This window comes from Pseudomonas sp. MF09150 (genome assembly GCF_059862355.1).
The window spans coordinates 523,367-548,987 of record NZ_JCBCUS010000003.1; the positions used below are offsets into that span (position 1 = coordinate 523,367).

The window sequence follows — 25,621 nt, forward strand, 5'->3', positions numbered from 1 at the left end:
TAAATGACCAAGACTGTTATCACCAGCGACAAAGCGCCTGCTGCCATCGGCACCTATTCCCAGGCGATCAAGGCTGGCAACACCGTGTACATGTCCGGCCAGATCCCCCTCGACCCAAAAACCATGGAACTGGTCGAAGGCTTCGAAGCCCAGACCGTCCAGGTGTTCGAGAACCTGAAGTCGGTTGCCGAAGCCGCCGGCGGTTCGTTCAAGGACATCGTCAAGCTGAACATCTTCCTCACCGACCTGAGCCACTTCGCCAAGGTCAACGAGATCATGGGCAAGTACTTCGAACAGCCTTACCCTGCCCGCGCCGCCATCGGCGTCGCCGCCCTGCCAAAGGGTGCGCAGGTTGAGATGGATGCCATTCTGGTCATCGAGTAACACCCGCGGCGCAGCGTCCCAGGCTGCGCCGACTTTGCTTTGAAAGGATTTCATCATGCGCAAAGCGCTAGCTTTCTCGCTGCTCGCCGTCATGCTCGGCGGTTGCGCCAGCGACCCCGCCAAAACTGATGTCGGCGGCACCTGGATCAACCAGGTTGCGATCGACGCGGCCTCCAAGGGCGGCCCTTTGCGTGAAGCGCTGCAAGCCTACGGCCCGAACCTGGAGTGGGAGATCAACACCCGCGCCGGCCAGGCCCGCTACACCAACGGTTTCGAAATTGCCGAAGGCAAGGTCATTGCCGACCCCGCCGGCAGCTGGAAAGTCGACTTCTACGGCAGCTCCGCTACTGAACTGAAGCGCGACGGCAAACAACTGCTGCAAGCAGCGAACGACAACGAACCCGAACAGGTCTTCGACCGTCCCAAGGATCCTGCGCCGGAAGGGGCACCCCTGGGCGCCAACTTCGAGCGCGCGCTCTATACGGCGTATATGGGCGGCTCCTGGAAAATCCTCAGCGGCCCGGGGGAAGGCGCCACCGTGCAGTTCCAGGGCGACGGCGCGGTCCAGGGCCTGCCGGGGGCTGATCGTTACGCCCTGTGCCTGGCCGGAGACTGCGCCTCCATGAGTGGCGGCAACGATAACCTCTGGCTCCAGCAAAATGGCCAGGGCAACGCCTGGATCTTTGTACGCAAGGACAAGCAGCTGGAAATCTTCCAGGCGGTCAATACCGCCCAGGCGGATGAAGTGCCATCCCTGGCACCCGGCACTCGTCAGTGGCTGCTGGAAAAGCAATAACGGCTGTAGCCGCACGCTGAGCCTTTGCCGGAATAGCGGCGTTGCGCTGGGCCAGCGCAACCTCGCGGGCTCGGCGGCAGCTACAGAATCACCCTTTCAGTATTGCCGCGTAGCCTTCGCAGTAACTCAAGTAACGCGGCACCCAGCCCAGCGCCCGAGCCCGGGCGTTGCTGCAGCGCTTGCTGCCGGCACGCCGCACACTGGCGTCGTCGGCCCATTCGGTGACCCCCAGGTATTCGCGCAGCCAACCCACGACTTCCGCCAACGGCGCCGGCGCATCGTCGACGCCGATATAGCAGTCTTCCAGCGCCACTCCGCGCTGATCGGCCTGCATCAGGAACGCCAGCAAGCCTGCAGCGTCATCAGCATGAATCCGATTGCCATACAAAGGCGGGTCGATCGCCACCCGATAGCCTTGGCGGACCTGGGTCAGCAACCATTCGCGGCCGGGACCGTAAATGCCGGTCAGGCGCACCAGGCTGGCGGGGATGCCGCTGTGCAGCGCCACTTGCTCCGCCTCCAGCATCAGCCGCCCGGAATAACCGCTGGCTTCGGTGGCTGAGGTTTCATCAACCCATTCGCCGTCTTTCTGCCCGTAGACACTGCTGCTGGACACAAACAGCAGGCGCCTGGGCTGCTGGCCGTGCTGCTTGAGCCAGCTCAGCACGTGTTGCAGACCCTCGACATAGGCGGCGCGATAGCCCGCTTCGTCATGCTCGGTGGCAGCGGCGCAGTACACCAGGTAATCCAGGGGAGTGCTTGGCCAGGTCGGAGGGCATTGGGCGTTGAACAGATCACCGGCGACGCCAATGACCCCGTCCGGCAAGCGTGAAACGTTGCGGCGCAAGCCATGAACCTGCCAACCATCGACAAGCAATTGACTGGCCAGGCGGCTGCCGACATCACCACAACCGGCGATCAAAACAGAAAGGGCGGGCATCACTAAACTCCGTTCGCAAAGCTCAAGACTAGCCGCGGCGATGGACGAGCGGCTAGCAATCAAGGAAAAAAAGATACTCTATTACTTTTGTTAACAAGAATTACTTGCAATAATAAGCGCCCAAATTGTTCTCGGCCCCGCGAGGCCTAGAAGGACATTTACCTCTTTCCTCTCTCAGGTCCGGCCAGCATGACACCCAATCAACTCTCCGCTTCGCCAACCAAACGCCCAAGCCCGCTGCGCGCCATGAGCGCGGTTGCAGCGTTGTTGTTCAGCCTGGTACTGGCACCGAGCGCAGCCTTCGCCGACGCACAGGCACCGGCCACCGCGCCAGCCGCGAACGCCACCCATGCACCGGCCGAACCTGCCGCACCGGTCGTGACTCCGGTCGCCACCGACCCGGCCCAGACCCCGGCCCAAGGCGAAGCTGCAGAGGACGTTCCTGAAGTACTCGAAGCCGACAACACCCTGGGTATGGCCCATGACCTGTCGCCGTGGGGCATGTACCAGAACGCCGACATCATTGTGAAGATCGTGATGATCGGCCTGGCCATCGCCTCGATCATCACCTGGACCATCTGGATCGCCAAAGGCTTCGAGCTGATGGGCGCCAAGCGTCGTCTGCGCGGTGAAATCCTCAGCCTGAAAAAGGCCACCACCCTCAAGGAAGCCAGCGCCACCGCGACCAAGGAAGGCACCCTGGCCAACCTGCTGGTCCACGACGCCCTTGAAGAAATGCGCCTGTCGGCCAACAGCCGGGAGAAGGAAGGCATCAAGGAACGCGTGAGCTTCCGCCTTGAGCGCCTGGTAGCTGCCTGCGGCCGCAACATGAGCAGCGGCACCGGCGTGCTGGCAACCATTGGTTCCACCGCACCCTTCGTCGGTCTGTTCGGCACCGTGTGGGGCATCATGAACAGCTTTATCGGCATCGCCAAAACCCAGACCACCAACCTCGCGGTGGTTGCACCAGGTATCGCCGAAGCCCTGCTGGCCACGGCCCTGGGCCTGGTTGCAGCGATCCCGGCCGTAGTGATCTACAACGTCTTCGCCCGCTCCATCGCCGGTTACAAGGCGCAGGTGTCGGACGCCTCTGCTGAAGTCCTGTTGCTGGTCAGCCGTGATCTCGATCACCTGCCGACCACTGAGCGCTCCACACAACCCCACGTGGTCAAAGTAGGGTAATCAGCCATGGGCTTGCATTTGAAAGAAGGCGCTGACGACGATCTCGCCGAGAACCATGAAATCAACGTCACGCCGTTTATCGACGTGATGCTGGTGCTGCTGATCATCTTCATGGTGGCGGCACCCCTGGCCACTGTGGACATCAAGGTCGACCTCCCGGCCTCCACCGCCAAGCCTGAACCGCGCCCTGAAAAGCCGGTGTTCCTCAGCGTCAAGGCCGACCAGCGCCTGTTCCTGGGCGAAGACGAAGTGAAGGCCGAAACCCTCGGCGGCGCCCTCGATGCCAAGACTCAAGGCAAAAAGGACACCACGATCTTCTTCCAGGCCGATAAAGGCGTGGACTACGGCGACCTGATGAGCGTGATGGATACCCTGCGGTCCGCCGGATACTTGAAGGTAGGCCTGGTCGGACTTGAGACGGCAGCCAAGAAATGATCACGACGCGCCAAAAGCTGACGCGTTATAGCGGTAGCCTGGCAGTGGTGCTGGGCGTCCATGCGGTGGCGATTCTGCTCGCCCTCAATTGGTCGTCGCCACAACCGGTCGAACTGCCACCCCAGGCGATGATGATCGAGCTGGCGCCGGTTCCGGCACCGCCTCCTCCCGCACCGCCCAAGGTCATAACGCCACCGCAGCCACCGGCTCCGGTAGAAGAACTGCCGCTGCCGAAGCTGGCTGAAGCGCCGAAGCCGACGATCTCGGTGCCCAAGCCGGTCAAGCCCAAGCCCAAGCCGCAACCACCCAAGCCGGTGGAAAAGCCGCCTGAGCCGACCAAGGAAAAGCCCAGCGAGGAAAAACCCAGCGACGCACCGCCGACCAACGCCAAGACTGACAAGTCCGCGCAACCGGCACCGGGCCCTTCGCCTGCGCAATTGGCCGCCAAGGAAAGCTGGCAAGGCACCCTGCTGGCGCACCTGGCCAAGTACAAGAAGTACCCGCCAGGCGCACAGTCCCGGGGCAAGGAAGGCCTGAACCGCCTGCGGTTCGTGGTCGACGCCGAAGGCAATGTGCTGTCCTACGAGCTGGTGGGACGCTCGGGCAACGCCGATCTGGACCGGGCCACCCTGGAAATGATCCGCAAAGCCCAGCCGCTGCCCAAGCCGCCGTCGGACATGCTCAACAACGGCTCGATCGAGATCGTGGCACCCTTCGTTTACTCCCTGGAGAAACGTCGCCGCTGATCCCTTCAGCCAGCTCCCCCTGCAAAGGCACCGAAAGGTGCCTTTTGCATATCCGCCGGCGACGAACATGCATTAGCCGGTGTCGCACTGCGCCCTCTGTCTGATAACGTGCGTCTATCGATTGCAGCCGGTATGCTTGGCCCGCACCTCATGGACGCCCGCTATGACCCTCACTGAATTACGCTACATCGTCACCCTCGCCCAAGAGCAGCACTTCGGCCACGCGGCCGAGCGTTGCCACGTCAGCCAGCCGACCCTGTCGGTGGGCGTGAAAAAACTTGAAGACGAGCTCGGTGTACTGATTTTCGAGCGCAGCAAAAGCGCGGTGCGCCTGACTCCGGTCGGCGAAGGCATCGTGGCCCAGGCGCAAAAGGTCCTCGAACAGGCCCAGGGCATTCGCGAACTGGCCCAGGCCGGCAAGAACCAGCTGACCGCCCCGTTGAAGGTCGGCGCCATCTACACCGTCGGCCCCTACCTGTTCCCGCACCTGATTCCGCAACTGCACCGGGTCGCGCCGCAGATGCCGTTGTACATCGAGGAAAACTTCACCCACGTCCTGCGTGACAAGCTGCGCAACGGCGAATTGGACGCGATCATCATCGCCCTGCCGTTCAATGAGGCCGACGTCCTCACGCTGCCGCTGTACGACGAACCCTTCTATGTGCTGATGCCCACCGGCCACCCATGGACCCAGAAGGACACCATCGACGCCAGCCTGCTCAACGACAAGAGCCTGCTGCTGCTCGGCGAAGGCCACTGTTTCCGCGACCAGGTGCTCGAAGCCTGCCCCACCCTGACCAAGGGCAACGACGGCGCCAAGCACACCACGGTGGAATCCAGCTCCCTGGAAACCATTCGCCATATGGTTGCCTCCGGCCTGGGGATCTCGATCCTGCCGCTGTCGGCGGTGGACAGCCATCATTACGCCCCCGGCGTGATCGAAGTGCGTCCGCTGACCCCGCCCGTGCCGTTTCGCACCGTGGCCATCGCTTGGCGCGCCAGCTTTCCACGGCCCAAGGCGATCGAGATCCTCGCCGACTCGATCCGCCTGTGCTCGGTGGCCAAGCCGCCTGCCGCGAGCTAAGCCGTCGCGATGACTGAGCTGTCGAAAGTGCCGGTCACGGCACTCAAGGGCGTCGGCGAAGCCATGGCCGAAAAGCTGGCCAAGGTCGGCCTGGAAAACCTCCAGGACGTGCTGTTCCACCTGCCCCTGCGTTACCAGGATCGCACCCGCGTGGTGCCCATCGGCGCCCTGCGCCCGGGCCAGGACGCGGTGATCGAAGGCACCGTCAGCGGCGCCGACGTGGTCATGGGCAAACGCCGCAGCCTGCTGGTACGCCTGCAGGACGGCACCGGCGGGCTGAGCCTGCGCTTCTACCACTTCAGCAATGCGCAGAAAGACGGCCTGAAACGCGGCACCCGCGTGCGCTGCTATGGCGAAGCCCGGCCCGGCGCTTCCGGGCTGGAGATTTACCACCCGGAATACCGAGCCATCAGCGGCGATGAGCCACCTCCGGTGGACCAGACCCTGACCCCGATCTACCCGCTCACCGAAGGCCTGACCCAGCAACGCCTGCGCCAGCTGTGCCAGCAGAGCCTGGCCCTGCTAGGCCCGAGCAGCCTGCCCGACTGGCTGCCGCAGGAGCTGGCGCGCGATTACCAGCTGGCACCACTGGACGATGCGATTCGCTACCTGCATCACCCGCCGGCCGACGCCGATGTCGACGAACTCGCCCTCGGCCATCACTGGGCCCAGCATCGCCTGGCGTTCGAAGAACTGCTGACCCACCAGCTGTCCCAGCAACGCCTGCGCGAAAGCATGCGCTCGCTGCGCGCACCGGCCATGCCCCCGGCGAAAAAACTGCCGGCCAAATACCTGCGCAACCTGGGCTTTGCGCCCACCGGCGCGCAACAGCGAGTGGGCCGGGAAATCGCCTACGACCTGAGCCAGCCCGAGCCGATGCTGCGCCTGATCCAGGGCGATGTCGGCGCCGGCAAGACCGTGGTCGCCGCCCTCGCCGCCCTGCAGGCCCTGGAAGCCGGTTATCAGGTGGCGTTGATGGCGCCGACCGAGATCCTCGCCGAACAGCACTTCATTACCTTCAAGCGCTGGCTCGAACCCCTGGGCCTGGAAGTCGCCTGGCTGGCCGGCAAGCTCAAGGGCAAGAACCGCAGCGCCGCCCTGGAACAGATCGCCGCCGGCGCGCCGATGGTGGTCGGCACCCACGCGCTGTTCCAGGACGAAGTGCAGTTCAAGAACCTGGCCCTGGTGATCATCGACGAACAGCATCGCTTCGGCGTGCAGCAGCGCCTGGCCCTGCGCCAGAAAGGTGTTGGCGGGCGCATGTGCCCGCACCAGTTGATCATGACGGCCACGCCGATTCCCCGGACCCTGGCCATGAGCGCCTACGCCGACCTCGACACCTCGATCCTCGACGAGCTGCCCCCCGGGCGCACCCCGGTCAATACCGTGCTGGTGACCGACAGCCGCCGCGTCGAAGTCATCGAGCGGGTGCGTGCCGCCTGCGCCGAAGGGCGCCAGGCGTATTGGGTCTGCACCCTGATCGAAGAGTCCGAAGAGCTCACCTGCCAGGCCGCCGAAACCACTTACGAAGACCTGACCGCGGCCCTCGGCGAACTGCGCGTGGGCCTGATCCACGGGCGCATGAAGCCTGCGGAAAAAGCCGAAGTCATGGCTCAGTTCAAGGCCGGCGCGTTGCAGTTGCTGGTAGCGACCACGGTGATCGAGGTCGGGGTCGATGTGCCCAATGCCAGCCTGATGATCATCGAAAACCCCGAACGCCTGGGCCTGGCCCAGCTGCACCAGTTGCGCGGCCGGGTCGGACGCGGCAGCGCCGCCAGCCACTGCGTGCTGCTCTATCATCCGCCGCTGTCACAGATCGGGCGCCAGCGCCTGGGCATCATGCGGGAAACCAACGACGGCTTCGTCATCGCCGAAAAGGACCTGGAGCTGCGCGGTCCCGGCGAGATGCTCGGCACGCGCCAGACCGGTTTGCTGCAATTCAAGGTCGCCGACCTGATGCGCGATGCCGACCTGTTGCCGGCCGTGCGCGACGCGGCCCAGGCCCTGCTGGAGCGCTGGCCGCACCACGTGAGCCCGTTGCTGGACCGCTGGCTGCGTCACGGCCAGCAATACGGCCAAGTGTGAAACACCTCTCAGTTAATGGAACGCTGGTGTAACCAAGCTGGTTATACTGGTCCAATTGTTGGGAAAACGGATACAGACCATGACCGAAGTTGCCCTCGCCGACCAAGCCCCGCACGCTCCGTCTGTAATCCGGTTGCTGCTGGGCAAGCTGGCCATCAGCTACAACGAAGTGCTCGACCGCCCCGGTCTTCCGACCGAGCGCAAGGTGCAGGCGGTTCTGCTGGACGACGCCGTCGGCGCGCTCATGGTGCTGTTCCCGCAGAGCCAGTTGCTGGACCTCAATCGCCTGGCCGAGCTCACGGGCCGGCGCCTGACCGCCGTGTCCACCGAACGCCTGGAGCGCATGCTCGGCAAACACAGCCTGAGCCTGTTGCCCGGTCTGCCGGCCCTCACCAGTTCACCGTGCCTGTACGAAGAGAGCCTGCTGCGCGAACCCAGTGTGTTGATCAATTCCGGCGAGCCCGGAGTGCTCCTGGAAATCACCCGCGAAGACTTCAAGACCATGCTCAGCAAGGCCAGCGCCGGCAATTTCGGCGAAGCCCTGAGCCTCATCCGGCCGAACCTCGACCGCCCCGATGATGACCGCGAGGAAATCACCCAGGCGATGCAAGCCTTCACCGCCCGCCGGATCCAGCAGCGCCTGGAAGCCACCATCGAGATTCCGCCCCTGGCGGAAACTGCACAAAAAATCATCAAGCTGCGGGTCGACCCCAACGCCACCATCGACGACATCACCGGCGTGGTCGAGACCGACCCGGCCCTGGCTGCCCAGGTGGTGAGCTGGGCTGCCTCGCCGTACTACGCTTCGCCCGGCAAGATCCGTTCGGTGGAAGACGCCATCGTCCGCGTGCTGGGCTTCGACCTGGTGATCAACCTGGCGCTGGGCCTGGCCCTGGGCAAGACGCTGAGCCTGCCCAAGGATCAGCCGCAGCATTCGACGCCGTACTGGCAGCAGTCGATCTACACCGCCGCCGTGATCGAAGGCCTGACCCGCGCCATGCCTCGCGCCCAGCGCCCGGAAGCCGGCCTGACCTACCTGGCCGGCCTGCTGCACAACTTCGGCTATCTGCTGCTGGCCCATGTGTTCCCGCCGCACTTCTCGCTGATCTGCCGGCACCTGGAGGTCAACCCGCACCTGTGTCACAGCTATGTCGAGCAGCACCTGCTGGGCATCAGCCGCGAGCAGATCGGCGCCTGGCTGATGCGCTACTGGGACATGCCGGACGAGTTGTCCACAGCCCTGCGCTTCCAGCACGACCCGAGCTACGACGGCGCCTACGCCGAATACCCGAACCTGGTGTGCCTGGCGGTGCGCCTGCTGCGTAGCCGCGGCATCGGCTCCGGCCCTGATGAAGACATCCCCGACGCCCTGCTCGAACGCGTCGGCCTGAGCCGCGACAAGGCCGAGGATGTGGTCAGCAAAGTCCTGGAAGCCGAAGTGCTGCTGCGGGAACTGGCGTCGCAATTCAGCCAGGCCTGAGCCGCCGCCACAAAAACGCCCCGCACGGCAGCCCGTGCGGGGCGTTTTTTTTGCTTCTGTAGCCGCTACCGCCAGGCTCGGCTACAGGTCAGGCTTTGGGCTTGGGCTTTTTCGGTTTCAGGTATTTGGTCAGGCCCTGGAACCAGATCACCAGCGCGGGGTTGCCCTTGATCTGGATCGATTTGTCCTGGATCCCGGTCATGAAAGCCAGTTGCTTGTTCTTGGCCTGCATCGTCGCGAAGCCGTAGGCGGCGTCTTTGAAGGCGATGGCGAAGGCAGGATCGGGATAGGTGCCGGAACGGCTGGTAATGCGCTGGTTCTTGACGAAGAAGTGACGGGAGACTTTGCCGTCGAGGGTCTGCAACTGGAACACCAGCTCCTTGTCGCCCAGCTGTTGCTGGAAGGCGGCATTGTTACGGCTGGCTTTGCCCATCAACAGGCCAAGCATCCACAGAAGAAAACGAAATTTCATGTACGGCGCCTCGGGTAGTTATTAGATGGCCCGGGCAGTTTAACCGTTCAGTAAAAGAGCGCCAGCGATCTCCGTGATTACCCGGAGATCGACTGGCGTTTAGCACTTATCGCGTCATCTTGTCAGACAATCGCGGACTCAGACGTTAGGGCAAGGCACCGGTGCCCAGTCACCCAGGTCCGGGCTTTTGCACATGCTGTTGACTTGGCTCTGGCCGGTGCTGGCGACCTTGGCGCTTTCGTCCTGCTTGATCTTGGCGTCCCGCAGGGTCTTCTCGGTCGCGACCGCTTCCTGAGGCACCTTCGGCAGGGGTGGCTTCTTGGTCACTTTCGGCGGCTGCTTGATCTTGGTCTTGCCGCTGGTAACCAGCGTCGTGGTATCGGCGGCGACCACAGTGGCCACGTCGGTACGCTGCACGCCCACTTGCTGCAGGTCTGTCTCGTAGGCCTGGGTGTAGTTGTTCAGGTCTTCGCCAGCCTTGCCGTTAACCGCCGTGATCAGGTCGTTGGACTCTTTCAGGCCGGCAACGATTTCCGCCAGACGCTTGCGGCCTTCGGTATCGTTGATGGTCTTGGCCTTGCGACCCGAGATCAGGTTGTCGAACTCGCGCTGATAGCAGCTCTGCGAAGCCTTGGCGTACGCGGTGCTGCGGTCGATGTCGGCCGCGCGCTTGTTGACGTCGGTGGCGTAGGAGCCGATGCGCTGGTTGTCATCGCTGATCTGCTTCTGGCGCTCGGTGTAGTAACCCGCAGCACCACCGGCCAGGGCACCGCCAGCGGCACCGATGGCGGCATTGCGACCGCGCTTGTCCGAATCGCCGGTCAGGGCGCCCAGCAGTGCACCGCCGGCTGCGCCCAGGGCAGCGCCGGTGACGACCGACTTGGTCATGTCCGAGTCAGTGGCACGCAGGTGCTGTACCGGCTCGTAGCAGCTCGGGTAGTACTCGACCTTGGTCGTCGAAGCGACCTTGGACACCGGTGAAGTGGCACAGCCGGTCAACACGGTGCTGAATCCGGCGGCAACCAACAGCAGGTGACGCTTGGATGTTGAAGCAAATGGTTTGCGGGAAAAAAGCATGTTTGTTTTCTCGTTTAAGTTTGACCAGCTCGGTACGGCGCCATGCCGTCCGAGACCCTCCAAGCTCGCCAGACAGCGTCCGCTCACGGTTTCTGAGCGGTCGATGCGAGCAGTTCTTTCAAAATCGTCGCCGGATCGGCTCGCCGTTGCTGGCGATAATTCCCGACATGACGAACGAATAGGGTTGCGCGCGTCACCAGGCTCTTGCCGAGCACCGGCTTGCGATTCAGCTCTTCCTTGATGCGTTGAAACTGCGCCTGGATCACCGCGTCGGTGTAGCGGGTGCCGGTGGCCAGGTTGTCGATGTAGATCGCCACCGCGCCGTCGAGTGCGCTGCGGCCGTTGTCGATGGCTTCGGCGAACAGCTTGGCGCTGGGCTCGTCCTTGGCGTCGACAGCCTGCTGCTGGCTCTTCTTCAGGTTGGTCAGGCGGATGTTGTAGTTATTGATGGTCTCGGCCACCAGCGCCGAGGACTGGATCAGGTTGCCGGCGGCCTCTTCGCGCTGCTGGGCGATCAGCGAGACATTGCGCTTGAGCTCTTCGTTGACCAGCCCCAATTCGGCCTGCAGGCGCGGGTCGACGCTGGCGGCGATGATGCTGTCCAGGCGCTTGGTGGGGTCCTGGGCGTCATCGATGGCATCGGTCAGGGACGCCAGGCGGCCCTCTTTCTGCCACTGGGCGAACAGCTCCTTGTAGCGCGAGCGCGGCGCCGCCAGGGCCCCCAGGGCCACACGGAAACCGGTGGTCTCGTTGCTCTGCTCGGTGCCATCGGCGGCGAACAGCGGGTATTCGCGGCGCATGCCGGTGAACAGCGTGCCCTCGCCTTCAAGGTAGTTGCCGCCCTTGACCACGAAGCCGCCATAGGTGCCCTGGCGACGCCCGGAGTGCACCAGCTGGAAGGATTCCTGGACCATCTCGGCGGCGTTGCCGATCACGTCGAACATGCCGATAGGGTTGGGCAGCTTGGTGCCGATCGGCATCAGCCGCGCGGCTTGCCCGGTGCCGCCCGCCACCTGGTTGAACACTGCCCAGTCCGCCAGCGGGCCGTCGCTGTCGCTGCCTTCCAGGCGCCGGGGGAACAGGCGTCCCTCCAGGTCCTGACGGCTCACGGCCTGGCCACCACGGGCGGCGTATTCCCACTCGACCTCGGTCGGCAGCCGCACAAAGCCCAGGCCGCCGTCTTCGCTGGCGGTGCCCCGGCCGCTGACCGGCAGCAGGTCACGGTGGTACTTCATCAGCCAGGCGCTGTACACCGCGGCAAAGCGCTCGGCCTCAAAGCGCGAGAGCTTGACCTTGGGCAAGCGCCCCTGCATGCCTTCGGGCGCTTCGCAGGCCGGGGCCGGTTCGCCGCTGGCCAGGGACTGAGCCTGGGCCATGACCTGGGCGTACTGGCGCGCCGTCACTTCGTATTTGCCGATGAAATACAGCATCGGCTTGAGCGGGATCCCGGCCCCGGATTTGGGCAACCCCGAGGCGATGCTCTTGCTCCAGCTCGAAGGCAGGTCCTTGACGGTGAACTGGCCGTTGATGAAGTCGCGGCGGTAGCCGGAAATAAACGACTGCTGATACCCCGCCTCGCCTTCGCTGAAGGGGTAGCCGAGGCTGATCTCGCGGTCGTCGAGGGTGCCCTGGGCCAGCACGTACACGTAACGGAACACCATCTCGCCGTCGCACGGCAGCGGCAGGCTGACGTCGTCCGGCAACGGCTTGGGGTTGTCCAGCTTGTTGACCTCGTCGGCCCACACGGCGCCGGTCAGGGTCAGGGCCAGCGCGGCACTCAGCAACTTATACATCTCGAATTCCTTCACACGCTTCAATGCGCGATACGCGCCAGCCACCCAGGGCTGCCGCCACGGTGCTGACGCCCAGCGTCGCGAACAGGGCCAGCGCGTAGTGCGCCGGTAACAGGTGGCTGGCGTATTCGCCCGGCACCTGCATAAACAAACGGTTCAGGCCGGTTTCGGCCAAGGCGTACAGCAGCCCGCTCAACAGCGCGGCAAACCCGGCGCTGTACAACGCCTGGGCCACCACGAACAACAACAGCGCGGCGGTGGAGAACCCCAGCAGGCGCAGCACCGACAACTCTCGACGCTTGCGCGCGACCGCCGCCAGGGCCCCGGCGAAGATCGCCGCAAAGGCCCCCGCCAGGGCCAGCCCGGCTATGACCCAGAAAACGATCGATAGGTTGCGGCTCAGTGACTGCACCTGAGCGATTGTCTGCGCCTGGGTCGACACCAGCAGCCCGCGTTCGGCGAAGTACAGGCGCAGTGGCTCGACGTCATCCAGGCTGCGGGCATACAGGCGAAACCCCGGGTACACCCGCTGCGCCGCGGCGCCCGGGGTTTCGCCGGCCCAGCCCAATGCGGCCACGGCGCGGCCATCGCGGTAATCCTCGGCGGCTTCCAGCAGCACCAGCGGCGCAAACAGGGCATCGCGCTGGAATGCTTCCAGGGGCAATATGCCCTGCACCTGCACCCGGGTCCGCTGTGACTCGCTGCGCCCGGCCACCTGCCGGCCAAAGCTGGCCTGAAGCCAATCGCCGGCCCGGACCCCGAGCTTCTCTGCGGCGGTCTGGCTGAGCAGCACGCCGCTCAGGCCCTCGGGCGCCTTGAGACCGCCGAGCAAGGGATCGGTTGGCGCGCTGGGGATCATTTCCACGGTCAGCCCGGGGCCGCTGGCGGACACCGCCAGATCGGCCGTGGCCGCGATCTGCCGGGTGCGCGGCAAGGCAAAGGCCACGTCCACCCGCTGCCCCAGGCGCTCGATGAATTCGGCACTGAAACGCCCGCCGCCCAGGGGGATGATCTCGCGCACCGCCGGGTCGTTCTGCAGGCGCTCGGTGAGGCTGCTGACCAGGCCGAACTTGAGCCCGAACAGCACCATCAATGGCGCGATCACCGCCACCAGGGCCAGCACCGAACAGGCCGAGAGCCAGGTGTCGGCGCGGTAATCCTGCCAGGCCAGGGACGCCGCCAGGGAGCTGCGCATCAGCAGGCCTCCCCGAGGGTCGCGGTGACCCCGCCATCGGCGTCGCGCTGGCAGGCGATGCGGCGGATTTGCAAGCCGCTGTTGCGCGCCAGGACTTCGTCATGGGTGGTGATCACGCAGCAGGTGCCCTGGTCCCGCGCCCGGCTCAGCAACAGCTGCATCACCCGCGCCGCATTCAGCGGGTCGAGGGCGGCGGTCGGTTCATCGGCCAGCAGCAACTGCGGGCCGTGGGCCAGGGCCCGGGCGCAACTGACCCGCTGGCGTTGCCCGACGGACAAGGCCGCCGGTCTCTTGTGCAACTGATCGGCAATTTCCAGCTGCTCGGCCAGGCGCCGCACCACACCGTCGTCGGCCAGCCCCAGCAGGCTGCGGGACAACCCGATGTTCGCCCGCACATCGAGAAACCCCAGCAGGCCACCGGTTTGCAGCACATAACCCAGGTGCCGGCTGCGCAGCGCAGCCAGCGGATTCTGCCCCGAGGCGCGCCAGATCGCGGCGATGTCCAGGGCCTCGCGGCCCGGCGCGAACTCGAAACGTGCCGCCCGGTCCGGCGCCAGCACCAGGGCCAGCAGGTCGAGCAAGGTGCTTTTGCCGCAGCCGCTGGGCCCGACCACCGCCAGTTGTTCGCCGGCGAGCAATTGCAGACGCGGGATCACCAGGCTGTAGCGCTGGCTACCCGTGCCACGGCTTTTACGCACATCGCCGAGGTTGAGCATCATGGCAGCGTCGACAACGGAACGCGGTACAAGGCATCGCCCGGCTCGGCATCACCGAAGCGCACCCAGTTGGCCAGGTCGTTGTGGAAGGTTTCGTAGAGGCGGATTTTCGAGTCCAGCTCATCGATGAAATCTTCCTGCTCGGCCACGCTCAGGGACAGCCACAGGTCCTGGGTCATGCTCAGCGATTTGCTGCGATACGGCAGGCCTTCCAGGTACTCACCCAGCACGCCGCCGTCGGCCAGGTTGCCGCCTTTTTTCAGGGCCGCCGGATCGCGACTCATGTAGGCACTGGCGCTGGCGATTTCCTGGAAGAAGTTCTTGGGCGAGGTCTGGGTCTTGCGCGCCGCGTCGACGATCAGTTTCAGCGACTGTTGCAGGTCATTGAGCTGCAACTTGGTCAGCATCACGCACACCTGGAACGCCGGCAGCGCCGGGTTGGTCAGATCACGGTCGGCGGTCCAGGCACTGACCAGCTGGGGCGCCTGACTCGCGGACTTGCGGCCGAGGAAGTCCATGTGCATGGCGTAGCCGATGGCCGCCGACTTCTCACTGAGGCTCGGCGCCACGGCCAGTACCGGCACGGCTTGCGGCTGGTTGCTGCGCACCTGGTGCACCAGGTTGGCGAACACCGAGCCGATCTCGTCGACCCGTTCGCCGAACTTGCGCACATCGCCGCCGGGCACCGGGATGTACAGATCGCCGATCTGCGGGTTGGCGTCGGCGGTCAGGGTCCGGTACTGGGTCTCGGCGCCGCTGTGGGTTTTCTTGCCGGCGTCGGAGCGCAGGTGCAGGGCGTAGATCTTGATCTGCTTGCCCAGCGCCGCCTGACGCACTTCGGCCTCGTTCATCTGGGTCGCGGCAAACGGGTCGTTCTTGCGCAGGGCCCCGGCATCGGTCACCAGCAGGATCAGGCGCCCGCCGTAGCCGGACCAGTCCATGCCCTCGACCGCCTGCATCACCCCGGCAAACGCGTCTTCGTTGAACGAATGGCTCGACACCTGGGACGCCTTGACCTGCCCCGCCAGCTCCATGAAGCGCTTGGGGTCGCGCCCCTGATCGAGGGTGATCAGGGTCTTGGAGACGTACTCCAGGCCCGGGGTCTTTTTGGTGCTGTTGCGAAAGCCCACCAGGCCGAAGCTGACGCTGTCCAGCTCGCCGCGTTCGGCAATCCGGGTTTGCAGCTCGTGCACCACATCGCGCACCTGGTCGATATAGGGCTGCATCGACACCGTAGTGTCCACCACCAGCACCACCGCCGTGCGGAAGGCATCGGCCGGCGCTTTTCGGGCGGCGGCCGGCTGCTGGCTGCTGAGCGCAGGCGAGGTACTGCCGGGGTCGATCGAGGCGATGTTGAGCAGCTGCACCGGCTGGCCGTTTTCGTCGAAGCTCTCGCGGGATTCGAAAATCGGCAGCAGGTAGAACTGCTCCTGGGGCACCGCGCTCGCGCCCGGCTCCAGGGCCAGTACCTGCTGCTCGTCAGCCGGGTTTTTCTGCGCCCGCAGCAGCAGGTTTTTCGCCGCAGAAGGGTCGGCCAGCAAGCGTTCCAGCTCGCTGGCCTGGCGCACGAACATCACCGGCGCGCGGCCGGAGCGTTCGGTGAACTTGAGCACCAGGCTCTGCTTCCAGTCGCTGACCTGGCTCTCTGGCAACCAGCCGGCACTGCGCCCGTCGCTGGCGGCGCCGACCCGCAGCCAGGGGCTGCCGTCCACGGTTTTGCGCTGGTAGACATACAGCACGGAAAACGCCGGCAACGCCTTGCCCGGCGCCGCACCCGGGGCCTCGGAAAAACGTGCCTCAGGCTTGCTCAGCACGCGCTGGAACAGGGTCTTCTTGCCCGGTATCAACAGCGGCCGCTGGCCGCCATCGACGTCCGCAACAGGCGTGCCTGGCTGCACCTGGGCCTGATTCCGGTTCGCCGGCGGCAGGCTGCCTGGGCTCGGACTGCCCGAACTCGGGCTACCTGAGCCCTGGCCGACGGCTGTCGAAGCCTGGGTCTTGCTCACCGGGTCCTTGCTGTCACCGCTCAGCCACCAGTAACCGGCGCCGGCCACGGCCAGGGCGACGGCCACCGCCACCCCCGCCAGGGCCAAACGTGGACCACGGGACTGCGCCGCAGCGGCGCTCCTGGGCGGTGGCGGCGCGGCACGAGGCGCCTCGGACGGTTGCTGCGCAGGCGTCCTCAGCGGCTCAGACGCAGGCTTGGCCGGCGGTGCCTGCTGCGGGATCTCGATCGACACCGGGGTCAACCCGGCCAGGTCGTTACTGGGCAATGACTCCAGCGGCGGCAGTTGCAGGGGCTGGATCAGCGTCGCCTCGACCTCCTCGACCACCGGCGGCAGGTTGTCCAGGGCGATGAGCAAGGCGGCGGCGTCCGGGTAGCGCTCGTTCGGGTCCTTGGCCAGCAGCTTGCTCAGGATGTGTTGATAGCGGCCGTGGTGCAGGGGCAGCTCCGGCAGCGGCTCGGTCAGGTGGGCCAGGGCCGTGGACAGCGCATCGTTGCCGTTATAGGGCAACTTGCCGACCAGGATTTCATACAGCACCACCCCCAGCGCATAGAGGTCGGCGCGGCCGTCGATCTCCTGGCCCCGGGCCTGTTCCGGGCTCATGTAGCTCGGGGTACCCACGGCAAAGCCGGCCTGGGTGAACTGGGTGCGATCGTCCAGGGACTTGGCGATGCCGAAGTCCGAAAGCACGGCCGTACCGTCGGCGCGAAACAGGATGTTCGCCGGCTTCACATCGCGGTGCACCAGCCCCTGGGCGTGGGCATAGCCCAGGGCCGAGGCGATCTGGCGGATGTAGACCAGGCCCTGCTCCGGGGTCAGGCCGGCAGCGATGCGCTCCTTGAGCGTGCCGTTGGGCAGGTACTCCATGGCCATGTAGTACAGGGCGTCGACATTGCCGATGTCATGGATGGTCACGGTATTGGGGTGCGACAGGCGCGCCAGGGTCCTGCCTTCACGCAGGAAGCGCTCGCAGAAACTCGGGTCGGCCGCCAGCGCCGCAGCCATGACCTTGAGCGCCACCTTGCGCTCCAGGGACCGCTGGGTCGCCAGGTACACCGTGGCCATCGCGCCTTCGCCGATTTCGCCCTGGATGTCGTAGCCGGGAATCAGTAGTTCCATGGTTAGTGTCCTGCGGCCTTGACCACAATGGCGGTGATGTTGTCCGGGGCGCCCCGGGTCAGGCCCAGGTGGATCAGGCTGCGTACCACGTCATGGGGGTCGGTGTGGCACAGCACATCGCGCAATTCGTGGTCTTCGGCGGTCTTGTTCAGGCCGTCGCTGCACAGCAGGAAACTGTCGCCGGCCTGCACCTGCAGGTCGACCTGGGACAATTCCAGGTGCGCCTCGACGCCCACCGCGCGGGTCACGATATTGGCTCGCGGGTGAACCCGGGCCTCGGCCTCGCTGAGCAGGCCGCTGTCCTGCAGGTCCTGGACGTAGCTGTGATCGCGGGAGATGGCGTCGAGCTGGCCGTCGCGCAGGCGATACAGGCGGCTGTCACCGGCCCACAGGCACACGCCGCGGGCACCGCGCACAGCCAGCAGGACCACGGTGCTGCCCATCATGTTCACCCCACGGTTGGCGGTTTCTTCACGCACGGCGGCATTGACCGCCGCCAAGCCGTTGCGCAGGGCCGCGACGTAAGCCTCGAGGCTGTCGCCGGCCGGAATCCGGCGCAAGCTGTCGACGATCAGGCTGCTGACGTAATCGCCGGCGGCGTGTCCACCCATGCCGTCGGCCACCAGCCAGAGGCCGGTTTCCGGGGCTTCGAGAAAAGCGTCTTCATTGATTTTGCGCACCATGCCCACGTGGCTGTAGCTCGCGGACTGGTAGGACAGTTGAGGCGCTGAGCGCATGTTAGACGGCACCTTCTTGTCCGAGCAGAAACTGCGCGAAATCATTGGCTGGCGGCAAACCCGGGCAACGCAACAGCATCGGGCTGATGCTCTGCGACCCACGGCCCCACCAGAAACTCATGCCCTCGCAAGCCTGGGCCGCGAGCACGGCGCCGCGCTCCCGAGGCTCGCTGACGGCAAATTGCTGCAAACCGGCAAAGCGGCTGCCCGGCACTTTCGGCGTCGCAGCGGGGGCTGGCAGGTCCTGCATCGCCTGCTCCAGGGCTTCGAAACTGGCGTCTTCATCCAGGGTGCCCAACAGCAACTCCTCGACGTGCTCGAACCACAGGTCCGGGCCCACCACCAGGGACGCCAGGTCGCTGTCGTGATCGAGCAGGGCCGCGATGGTCAGGGGGAAATAGCGCCCGACCCGGTCGATGCTCGGCATCACCACGCCAACCGCCGCCTGGGCGCCACACACCCCCGGCGCCAGGGCGAAGCGCCATAGCGGACTGACCAGATAGGCATTGAGCCACTCGCTGCCCAGGGTCTGCTGGCTGGCCAGCAACCCGGCCGCCAGCCAGCTGTCCCAGGGGCCGATAAAGCCCTGGGGCAAGCCGCGACTGACAAAGTCGCCCCGGCTGGCCAATTTGCCGTAGAAGCCCTGGGTCGTCATAGCCGCTCCGGCAAGCTGAAGCCGCTGAGCACACGGCTCTTGAATGGGTTGAAGGCGCTGTTGGCGCGCAACTCGTAGGAGATGCTCGCGCCATCGATGCGCAGCCGCAGGTTGAAGCGGTCCGGCGAATTGCCAGGGGTCAGGTCCGACTGCTCCAGCAGGCGGAACCAGGCCCAGGGGCCGTCCAGGGTGACGCCGGAGCGACCGTTGGCCGACGGCGGCATGATCGACAGCCGCACCACGCCGATGCTGCCCGGGTTCGGCCACTGCATGGCCACCGGCCGGCTCGGGCCGTGGTCATAGCTCAATTGCTGGCCGTCGAGGTCGAGCAGGAACTGGCTGATGCTGGCGTCCATTGCCACCGGCTTGAGTTCGAAACGCACCGCTGGCGAGGTGCCGCCGGAACGGAAGAACGCATCACGAATGCTCGCCGCGCGCTGGAAGGTCTGCAGCACGCCCGGGGCGATCCCGAGCTTCTGCGCCGCGCCCGGCTGCCAGCGCCAGGTGGCCGCCGAGGTGTCGACGTAGGGTTGCAGGTACTTGCGGAAGTAGTTGTCCATCACCCCGCCCACCCCGAAGAACTGGCCGAAGTCATCCAGAGTGGCGTCCCGCGCACTGCCGGGCGACATCGGATAGCGCCCGCTCAGGGACTGGCGATAAACGTTCACCACCTCGCTGACCCAGGCCGCGTTCAACTGGTTGCGCACGCCGCCCATCACCGTATTGGTGGTGGAGGTGACCACCGACTTGACCAGCCCCTGGACCAGCGGCGGCTGGCGCTCGGCGGTCAGGCTGACCCGGTTGGCCGCGGCGCTGGCCTGGTTTTTGGCCTCGCCCAGCAACGCGTCGCCGCTGGCGCCGACCATGGCGCTGACCTGCACATACAGCGCGTTCATGTCTGCCAGCAGGCCGTCGATGGCCGCCGGTTCACCTTCACCCTTGGTCACCAGGCTGTTGAGGTCGGCAAAGTGCGTGCTCACCGGGTCCTCGCTGGCCGCCGCAGGCTGGGTGCCGGCCGCCTGCTCCTGGCCCAGCAGCGAACCCAGGCGTTGCTTGAGCTGGTCGACGCCCCCGTCGACCTTCTGGCCCTGGGCGGCGATCAGGCGTTCTTCCTGCTGCAGATCGGTTTCCTTGGCCACCGCCACCAGCAGCTTTTTCAGCGGCGAGGTCGGCCCGGAGATGATCCGCAGCACGTCGGCGGCCTGGGCCACGCTGGTGATCGGGACAAAGTCGATGTCCGCCAGCAAGGCATCCCACTGGCGCAGGTAGTCCTGGAAATACAGGCGACGCACATCCGCCGCCAGGCTGGCGACGTTCTGCTGGTCGGCCTGGTCGCGGCCCAGTACCCACTGCTCTTCCGCCAGGGTGCCGGCCTGATTGAGGCTGGCCAGGAGGAAGCCTTCGCGGTAACCCTTGGCCGTGAACAGGCCGCTCAGGGGTTCGCCCAGGGGCTTGCCGCTCTTGCGGGTGAACACCAGCGCGGCATCGCGCCCGGCGGCGTCGCTGAGGCGGAAGTCCGGCACGCTGGCCGGCAGTTTCTGGCGCTTGACCCGGTCATACACGCGCTGGGCCACCGGCAACTGCTGCAACTGGCGGCGCAGGTCGTCGATCAGGCGCTGGTCCAGGCGCGCATTGGGCGGGTGTTTGTCGAACAGGGCCTTGAGGTGCTCGGTCAGGGCCAGGCGCTGCTCGGCCGGCAAGTCCCGCGGCAGGCTGCGGTCCCAGTCCAGGGCGATCCAGGCCTTGATGAAGTCCGGGTCGTAATGCTCGCCGTCGGCCAGCATCAGGTAGGCCTTGAGGCCTTCGTAGAGGAAGTCCGAATTGCCGCCGCTGTGCAGTTGCTCTTCGATCCGGGTCAGCAGGCGCGGGGCGAATACGGCGATCAGCAGCTTGCGGTAGACGCTGCCGGACTCGGCTTCCAGCATGTCGCCCTGATACAGGCCCAGGCCTTCGGCCCAGCCTGGCGCATCGTCGGACAGGTGCTTGACCGCATTGAGCAGCGGCAGCACCGCCAGCACATCGCGCTGGGCCGGGCTGAGGTTCTGCACCACCGGGCCCAGCGGCGCCAGGCGCTGGTCGACCTGGGCAATGTAGGCCTGGTTGGCACGGTAGCTGATCCACCACAGGGTGCTGACCACCAGCACCAGGGCCACGGTCGCGGCCAGCACGCCACGGGCGATCCACTTGCGCCGGCGCTCGACCTTGGGGTTGACCCCGACCAGGCCACGCTCGGCAAAGGCCACGGCGGTGAACAGTTTTTCGATGAAGTAGCTGCGGCCGGTGCCGGTCTGGCGGGCCAACTGCTGGCGGTCCAGGTTCATGCTCTGGGCCATGCTGCCGATCAGGCGGTCGATGGGGCTGCCTTCCTGGGTGCCGCTGGTGAAATACACCCCGCGCAGCAGGACCCGCTCTTCGAAGGCATTGGGTTTGAACACCCCTTCGAGGAAGCTTTGCAGGCAATCCTTGAGCGCCCCGAACTGCTGCGGGAAGCCGTAGATCAGGTCGCGCCGCGCCGGGTCGCGTTCCTGTTGCAGGCGCTCGACCAAACGCTCGTTGAGGCGCTGTTCAAGGCCGGCGAACTCGCTTTGCAGGTGCGCCAGCGGGCTGTCGCCACTCTTGCCGTCGTCCAGCTCGAAGGTCATGCCCCAGACCTGGGCCCGCTCTTCCTTGCTCAGGGAGTCAAAGAACTCCATGAACCCGGGCACCAGGTCGAGCTTGGTCAGCATCAGGTAGATCGGGAAACGCACGCCCAACTCGGTGTACAGCTCCTGGATCCGCGAACGGATCGCCGCCGCGTGGGCCGCCCGTTCGGCGTCGCTGCCCAGCAGCAGGTCGGACAGGCTGATGGCGACGAAGGCGCCATCGATCGGGCGCCGCGAACGCTGGGTTTTCAGCAGGTTGAGGAAGCCCAGCCAGGCCGCCTTGTCCACCGTGGCGTGGCTGTCCTGGGTGGTGTAGCGCCCGGCGGTATCGAGCAGCACGGCCTGGTCGGTAAACCACCAGTCGCAGTTGCGGGTGCCGCCAACGCCGCGCACGGCACCGGCCCCCAACTGCGCAGCCAGGGGAAAGTGCAGCCCGGAGTTGACCAGCGCGGTGGTCTTGCCCGAGCCCGGCGGGCCGATGATCACGTACCACGGCAGCTCATACAGGTTGCGCCGCTCATCGCCGCCAAGCTTGGCCTTTTTCAACAGGGCCAGGGCTTCGTCCATGCGCTGGCGCAGGCTCGCCAGCTCTTCGGCGGTGGCCACGCTGTCCGGGTCCGGCGGGGTGTCGGCGGCCAGGCTTTGCAAGACCTTGGCCGCATGACGCCGGGCCTGGATGATGCGAAACACCCGGTAGGCGATCCACACCGCGAAGATGAAAATGATCAACCCCCAGCGCCGACCTTCCGGCACCAGGGCTTCGAGCAGCGGCCCGATAAACCAGATGATCAGGCTCAAGGCGATCAGGCCCAGCAGCGGGATCACCCAGCGAATCACAAAACTGAAAAACGCCTTCACTCGACCCCCTCCGCCAACACAGTGATTTCTACCCGACGATTACGCGCACGCCCTTCCGGGGTGGCGTTGGACGCCAATGGCTCGGTGTCGCTGCGGCCCTCGGCGCTGAAGCGCTCCGGTTGCCCGGTCTTGGCCGCCAGGATCTGCAGCACCGACTCGGCACGGGCCTGGGACAGCTTCCAGTTGGACGGGAAGCGCAAAGTGGCGATCGGCCGGTTGTCACTGTGGCCAGTAACCCGCACCTGGCCCTTGACCTTGCGGATGGCGTCGGCGATGCGCAGCATCAGGGGCTGGTAGTCATCGACGATGCCGGCGCTGGCCGAAGCGAACAGTTCGTCGCCACGGATGGTCACGATCGAGCGGTCGACGGCGTCTTCCACCGCCACCCGCCCGGCCTTGATCTCATCGGCAAGGAAGCCCGCCAGGCGCGGACGTTCCACCAGCTTGGGCTGAATCACCGGCCGGTCGATCGCCTGCACCGGGATCTCGCCCAGGGCATGAATATTCTTGAACACCGGCTCGGCATCCGAGGCCAGCTTCATGCGCAGGCCGAACAGCAGCGCCAGCAGCAGCGCCAGGCCGATGGCCACGCCCACCCAGGGCGGCATGAATTGCGCCAGGCGATCACGGGCCACGCTGACCCCACGCCAATGGGGCGACAGCTCGCGCTCGTGTTCGCCACGGGCGCTGCGAATGGTCGCGGCCGTGCGCTCGCGCAGGGCTTCGAGCTGGCTGCGGCCGTCGTTCATTACCCGGTAGCGCCCTTCAAAACCCAGGCACATGCACAGGTACAACAGCTCCAGCAGGTACAGGCGTTCGCGCGGGCTTTGCAGGCAGTGCTCCAGCAACTGGAAGACTTTCTCGCCGCCCCAGGCTTCGTTGTGCACGGTGATCAGCAGGCTCTGCTTGCCCCAGTCGCTGGTGCTGCCCCATGGCGTGCTCAACACCGCTTCATCGAGGGCGGTGCACAGCGCATAACGCGCCAGCAGCACATCGTTGCGCGCCACACCGGCGGCCTCGGCACGCTCCTCGAACTGGCGCAGGTAGGCCAGCAGTTGTGCGCGCAGGCTGGCTGGCGCCGGGTGGGCAATGGTGCTGCGCAACCGGGTCAACAGCGCCAGCAACGGGCCGGCGGCGCTTTCCAGCGGGTTCAGGCCCCGGGCCTGGCCGGTCAGCGGCGGCGCGGCCGGCATGGCCAGGGGCTGGGCCGCAGCAGCGGCCGGCCGGGAGCTGTCCGGGCCACGGCCACCGGGACGCGGCATGAACTGGGTACGGTCGTTGGCGGCAGACGGCTGCCCTGGCGAATCATCGTTGGGATGCATCGCGGTTTATCCTCGGATGGCCCAGAAGGCCAGGTTCAAGCCCGGAAATTCGCCGGCCACGTGGAACGCAAAACCACCGGAATGGATCAGCTGTTTCCAGTGTTCGCTGCCACGGTCGAGTTCGTAATAGGTCGAGCCCGCGTGGTACGGCAGCTGCCGCGGCGCCACCGGCAGCGGCAGCAGGCCGATCCCCGGCAGTTGCAGGTTGACCAGATCGCGGATGTGCTCTACCGAGCCGACCTTGCTCTGCTGGGCGAAGCGCCCGCGCAGGGTTTCCCCCGGCACATCGGCCCGCACCACCAGGATGAAGCTGGCGTTGTCGATCAGGGTCTTGTCCGCCAGCATCGCCACATGCACGCCGTAGGCTTTCTCGACAATCGGAATCGGCGTCGCCTTGCTGTCGATCAGCATCGACAAGGCTTCGCGCAGCGCCTGCATCACCGGGGCGAAGCTCGCCGCCAGTTCGTCGTGCTGGTACTGCGGGTACTCGGCCGGGCGCCGGCCGGCGCTGGAGAAGGTGGCAAATTCGCCGGCCAGGCCTACCAGCTCGCTGTACAAGCGCTCGGGGTGCAGCGGGCTGAGCTGGGCCAGGTGCGCCACCAGCGGCTGGGCGCGGTTGACCAGTTGCAGCAGCATGAAGTCGGCAATTTCCGAGGCACCGCCCGCCCCCGAGGCCACTACTCGCCCGGCCAGGGCTTCGCCACGCTGATGGAGCAGGCCCAGCAGTTCGCTGCGAAACGCGGTCAGCGGTTTCGACGCCGCCACATCCAGCACCGGCGGGATGTAGCTGTCATCGAGGATCAGTGCACGGTCGGCGCGCTTTTCCTTGACCCGCACCAGGCCGATGGCGGCGTAGTCGCTCAGGCCGTCCTGCACCGTCAGCAGGCGCAAGGCCCGGGAACCGACGGCCACCGGCGCACGGTTTTCGAACGGCGCGTTGTCATCACGCACCTCGCGCACCTGGCTCAGGTACCGCGCAGCGCCCAGCTCCTCACCTTCGTCGACGGTGTCGCGGGCGCCGGCGCGCTTGAGCGGCAGGGCCAGGTACACCAGGCCATCGCGCAGGCTGTCGTCAATGCTCAGCGGGCTCGGTGCCAGGTCGTCATGGGGGATATTGAACGGCGTGCCGTCGGGCAACAGGCCGCGCGCCGAGACAATCGCCAGCTTGCCCTGGGCCAGCAGGCCCTGGTCGATCAGCAGCTCGGAGAAGCCCCAGGCACCTGCGGACAACGGCCGGCTACGGGCATCGATTAGGTTTTCCAGGTAACGGTCATGCTGCTGGAAGTGCTGGGTTCCAATGAACATGCCTTCCGACCAGACCACGCGATTGTTCCAGGACATGGTTGCTCCGATTGCCTATTGGGTAGGGCTGGATGGGGACGCCGCGACCACACCGCGAATCGCGCGGGCATCGAGGCTGATCTGATATTCGGTGCGCTGCCTTGGCGGCACATTCATCACCGCGCGCCATTGCGCCCGGTCCACGTCGCGATAGCCCACCAGCAGGCCGATCTGGCGTGTGGCCGGGTCGAGGGTGCGCTCCAGGTTCAACTGGTCACCGGGCTGGATCAGCACTTCGTCCTGATCGATCAGGTCGGCGCCCAGGGTCGCCTGAGCCCGCTCGGCCAGGGCGAAGTAGTCGGAACGGGCGAAGGTCGCCGGATTCTTCAGCTCGAACAGACGCACCCGCACCGGGGCGGGCACCCCGTCGGGCCCAGGGTTGAGCCCGGGGGAGGCGGAAAAATGCAGTTCGATGGTGGCCGTGGTGAGCGCATCCGGTGCCGCCTCGGCGGGGGCTGCTGCCTCATCCTTGGCACATGCCGCAAGCAGCAGCATGGCGACCAATGTCAGAAATCGTTGAATCATCCTGCGTCCTCAATGACGTATCAGCTGTCCG

General features: G+C 65.8%; 21 protein-coding genes. 8 read left to right on the forward strand and 13 right to left on the reverse strand.

The genetic code is table 11. The annotated features are described in order from the left end of the window. The first annotated feature begins 3 nt into the window (after positions 1–3). Both AC19YX_RS15340 and AC19YX_RS15345 read left to right on the forward strand, forming a co-directional pair. Positions 4–384 (forward strand): RidA family protein, encoded by a 381-nt coding sequence (locus AC19YX_RS15340; RefSeq protein ID WP_003176922.1) that lies wholly within the window; start codon positions 4–6, stop codon positions 382–384. 55 nt (positions 385–439) lie between these two features. Further along, on the forward strand, positions 440–1,180 hold the full coding sequence (locus AC19YX_RS15345) for a hypothetical protein (RefSeq protein WP_500606546.1): 741 nt from the start codon (positions 440–442) through the stop codon (positions 1,178–1,180). Between the two features lie 88 nt (positions 1,181–1,268). Here the strand turns inward: AC19YX_RS15345 and AC19YX_RS15350 are convergent, their stop codons facing one another. After that, complete coding sequence (locus tag AC19YX_RS15350; protein ID WP_500606547.1) at positions 1,269–2,120, reverse strand: SDR family oxidoreductase; 852 nt, start codon at positions 2,118–2,120, stop codon at positions 1,269–1,271. A 189-nt stretch (positions 2,121–2,309) separates the two neighbouring features. Between AC19YX_RS15350 and exbB the strand changes: the two genes are divergently transcribed. The 6 genes from exbB to AC19YX_RS15380 all read left to right on the forward strand — a co-directional run bounded on the left by exbB (position 2,310) and on the right by AC19YX_RS15380 (position 9,132). After that, positions 2,310–3,302: a tonB-system energizer ExbB gene (exbB, locus tag AC19YX_RS15355; RefSeq protein ID WP_421548216.1), complete on the forward strand. Its 993-nt coding sequence runs from the start codon at positions 2,310–2,312 to the stop codon at positions 3,300–3,302. Between the two features lie 6 nt (positions 3,303–3,308). After that, on the forward strand, positions 3,309–3,737 hold the full coding sequence (gene exbD / locus AC19YX_RS15360) for a TonB system transport protein ExbD (RefSeq protein ID WP_020296030.1): 429 nt from the start codon (positions 3,309–3,311) through the stop codon (positions 3,735–3,737). Then, complete coding sequence (locus AC19YX_RS15365) at positions 3,734–4,483, forward strand: TonB family protein (RefSeq protein WP_020296031.1); 750 nt, start codon at positions 3,734–3,736, stop codon at positions 4,481–4,483. The genes exbD and AC19YX_RS15365 overlap by 4 nt, the downstream gene beginning before the upstream one ends. A 163-nt stretch (positions 4,484–4,646) precedes the next feature. Then, positions 4,647–5,567: a hydrogen peroxide-inducible genes activator gene (locus AC19YX_RS15370; RefSeq protein WP_020296032.1), complete on the forward strand. Its 921-nt coding sequence runs from the start codon at positions 4,647–4,649 to the stop codon at positions 5,565–5,567. Between the two features lie 9 nt (positions 5,568–5,576). Beyond that, a complete protein-coding gene (gene recG, locus AC19YX_RS15375) occupies positions 5,577–7,652 on the forward strand; it encodes an ATP-dependent DNA helicase RecG (RefSeq protein ID WP_078470447.1) in 2,076 nt (691 codons plus the stop codon). 79 nt (positions 7,653–7,731) lie between these two features. Then, entirely contained in the window at positions 7,732–9,132 is a 1,401-nt protein-coding gene (locus tag AC19YX_RS15380; protein ID WP_078470446.1) for an aminoacyl-tRNA deacylase and HDOD domain-containing protein, read from the forward strand. Positions 9,133–9,220: 88 nt separating this feature from the next. Here the strand turns inward: AC19YX_RS15380 and AC19YX_RS15385 are convergent, their stop codons facing one another. The 12 genes from AC19YX_RS15385 to tssJ all read right to left on the reverse strand — a co-directional run bounded on the left by AC19YX_RS15385 (position 9,221) and on the right by tssJ (position 25,590). Further along, on the reverse strand, positions 9,221–9,604 hold the full coding sequence (locus AC19YX_RS15385; RefSeq protein ID WP_078470445.1) for a helicase: 384 nt from the start codon (positions 9,602–9,604) through the stop codon (positions 9,221–9,223). A 138-nt stretch (positions 9,605–9,742) separates the two neighbouring features. Beyond that, positions 9,743–10,681, reverse strand: coding sequence for a type VI secretion system-associated lipoprotein TagQ (tagQ, locus tag AC19YX_RS15390; protein ID WP_078470444.1), 939 nt, complete (start codon positions 10,679–10,681; stop codon positions 9,743–9,745). Positions 10,682–10,764: 83 nt separating this feature from the next. After that, complete coding sequence (locus tag AC19YX_RS15395; RefSeq protein WP_078470443.1) at positions 10,765–12,474, reverse strand: formylglycine-generating enzyme family protein; 1,710 nt, start codon at positions 12,472–12,474, stop codon at positions 10,765–10,767. Next, on the reverse strand, positions 12,467–13,669 hold the full coding sequence (locus tag AC19YX_RS15400; protein WP_421548215.1) for an ABC transporter permease: 1,203 nt from the start codon (positions 13,667–13,669) through the stop codon (positions 12,467–12,469). The genes AC19YX_RS15395 and AC19YX_RS15400 overlap by 8 nt, the downstream gene beginning before the upstream one ends. Next, the gene (locus AC19YX_RS15405) at positions 13,669–14,385 is read right to left on the reverse strand and encodes an ABC transporter ATP-binding protein (protein ID WP_500606594.1); all 717 of its coding nucleotides are present in this window, start codon (positions 14,383–14,385) and stop codon (positions 13,669–13,671) included. The genes AC19YX_RS15400 and AC19YX_RS15405 overlap by 1 nt, the downstream gene beginning before the upstream one ends. Beyond that, complete coding sequence (locus AC19YX_RS15410; RefSeq protein WP_500606548.1) at positions 14,385–17,510, reverse strand: serine/threonine-protein kinase; 3,126 nt, start codon at positions 17,508–17,510, stop codon at positions 14,385–14,387. The genes AC19YX_RS15405 and AC19YX_RS15410 overlap by 1 nt, the downstream gene beginning before the upstream one ends. Positions 17,511–17,512: 2 nt before the next feature. Further along, the gene (locus tag AC19YX_RS15415; protein ID WP_078470440.1) at positions 17,513–18,247 is read right to left on the reverse strand and encodes a PP2C family protein-serine/threonine phosphatase; all 735 of its coding nucleotides are present in this window, start codon (positions 18,245–18,247) and stop codon (positions 17,513–17,515) included. A gap of 1 nt (position 18,248) precedes the next feature. Then, the gene (tagF, locus tag AC19YX_RS15420) at positions 18,249–18,902 is read right to left on the reverse strand and encodes a type VI secretion system-associated protein TagF (protein ID WP_078470439.1); all 654 of its coding nucleotides are present in this window, start codon (positions 18,900–18,902) and stop codon (positions 18,249–18,251) included. Further along, the gene (gene tssM / locus AC19YX_RS15425; RefSeq protein WP_500606549.1) at positions 18,899–22,402 is read right to left on the reverse strand and encodes a type VI secretion system membrane subunit TssM; all 3,504 of its coding nucleotides are present in this window, start codon (positions 22,400–22,402) and stop codon (positions 18,899–18,901) included. Before tssM ends, tagF begins: the two co-directional genes overlap by 4 nt. After that, entirely contained in the window at positions 22,399–23,724 is a 1,326-nt protein-coding gene (locus AC19YX_RS15430) for a DotU family type VI secretion system protein (RefSeq protein ID WP_078470437.1), read from the reverse strand. Before AC19YX_RS15430 ends, tssM begins: the two co-directional genes overlap by 4 nt. A 6-nt stretch (positions 23,725–23,730) precedes the next feature. Further along, a complete protein-coding gene (gene tssK, locus AC19YX_RS15435; RefSeq protein ID WP_020294506.1) occupies positions 23,731–25,065 on the reverse strand; it encodes a type VI secretion system baseplate subunit TssK in 1,335 nt (444 codons plus the stop codon). A 15-nt stretch (positions 25,066–25,080) separates the two neighbouring features. After that, complete coding sequence (gene tssJ / locus AC19YX_RS15440) at positions 25,081–25,590, reverse strand: type VI secretion system lipoprotein TssJ (RefSeq protein ID WP_500606550.1); 510 nt, start codon at positions 25,588–25,590, stop codon at positions 25,081–25,083. Positions 25,591–25,621: the final 31 nt, after the last annotated feature.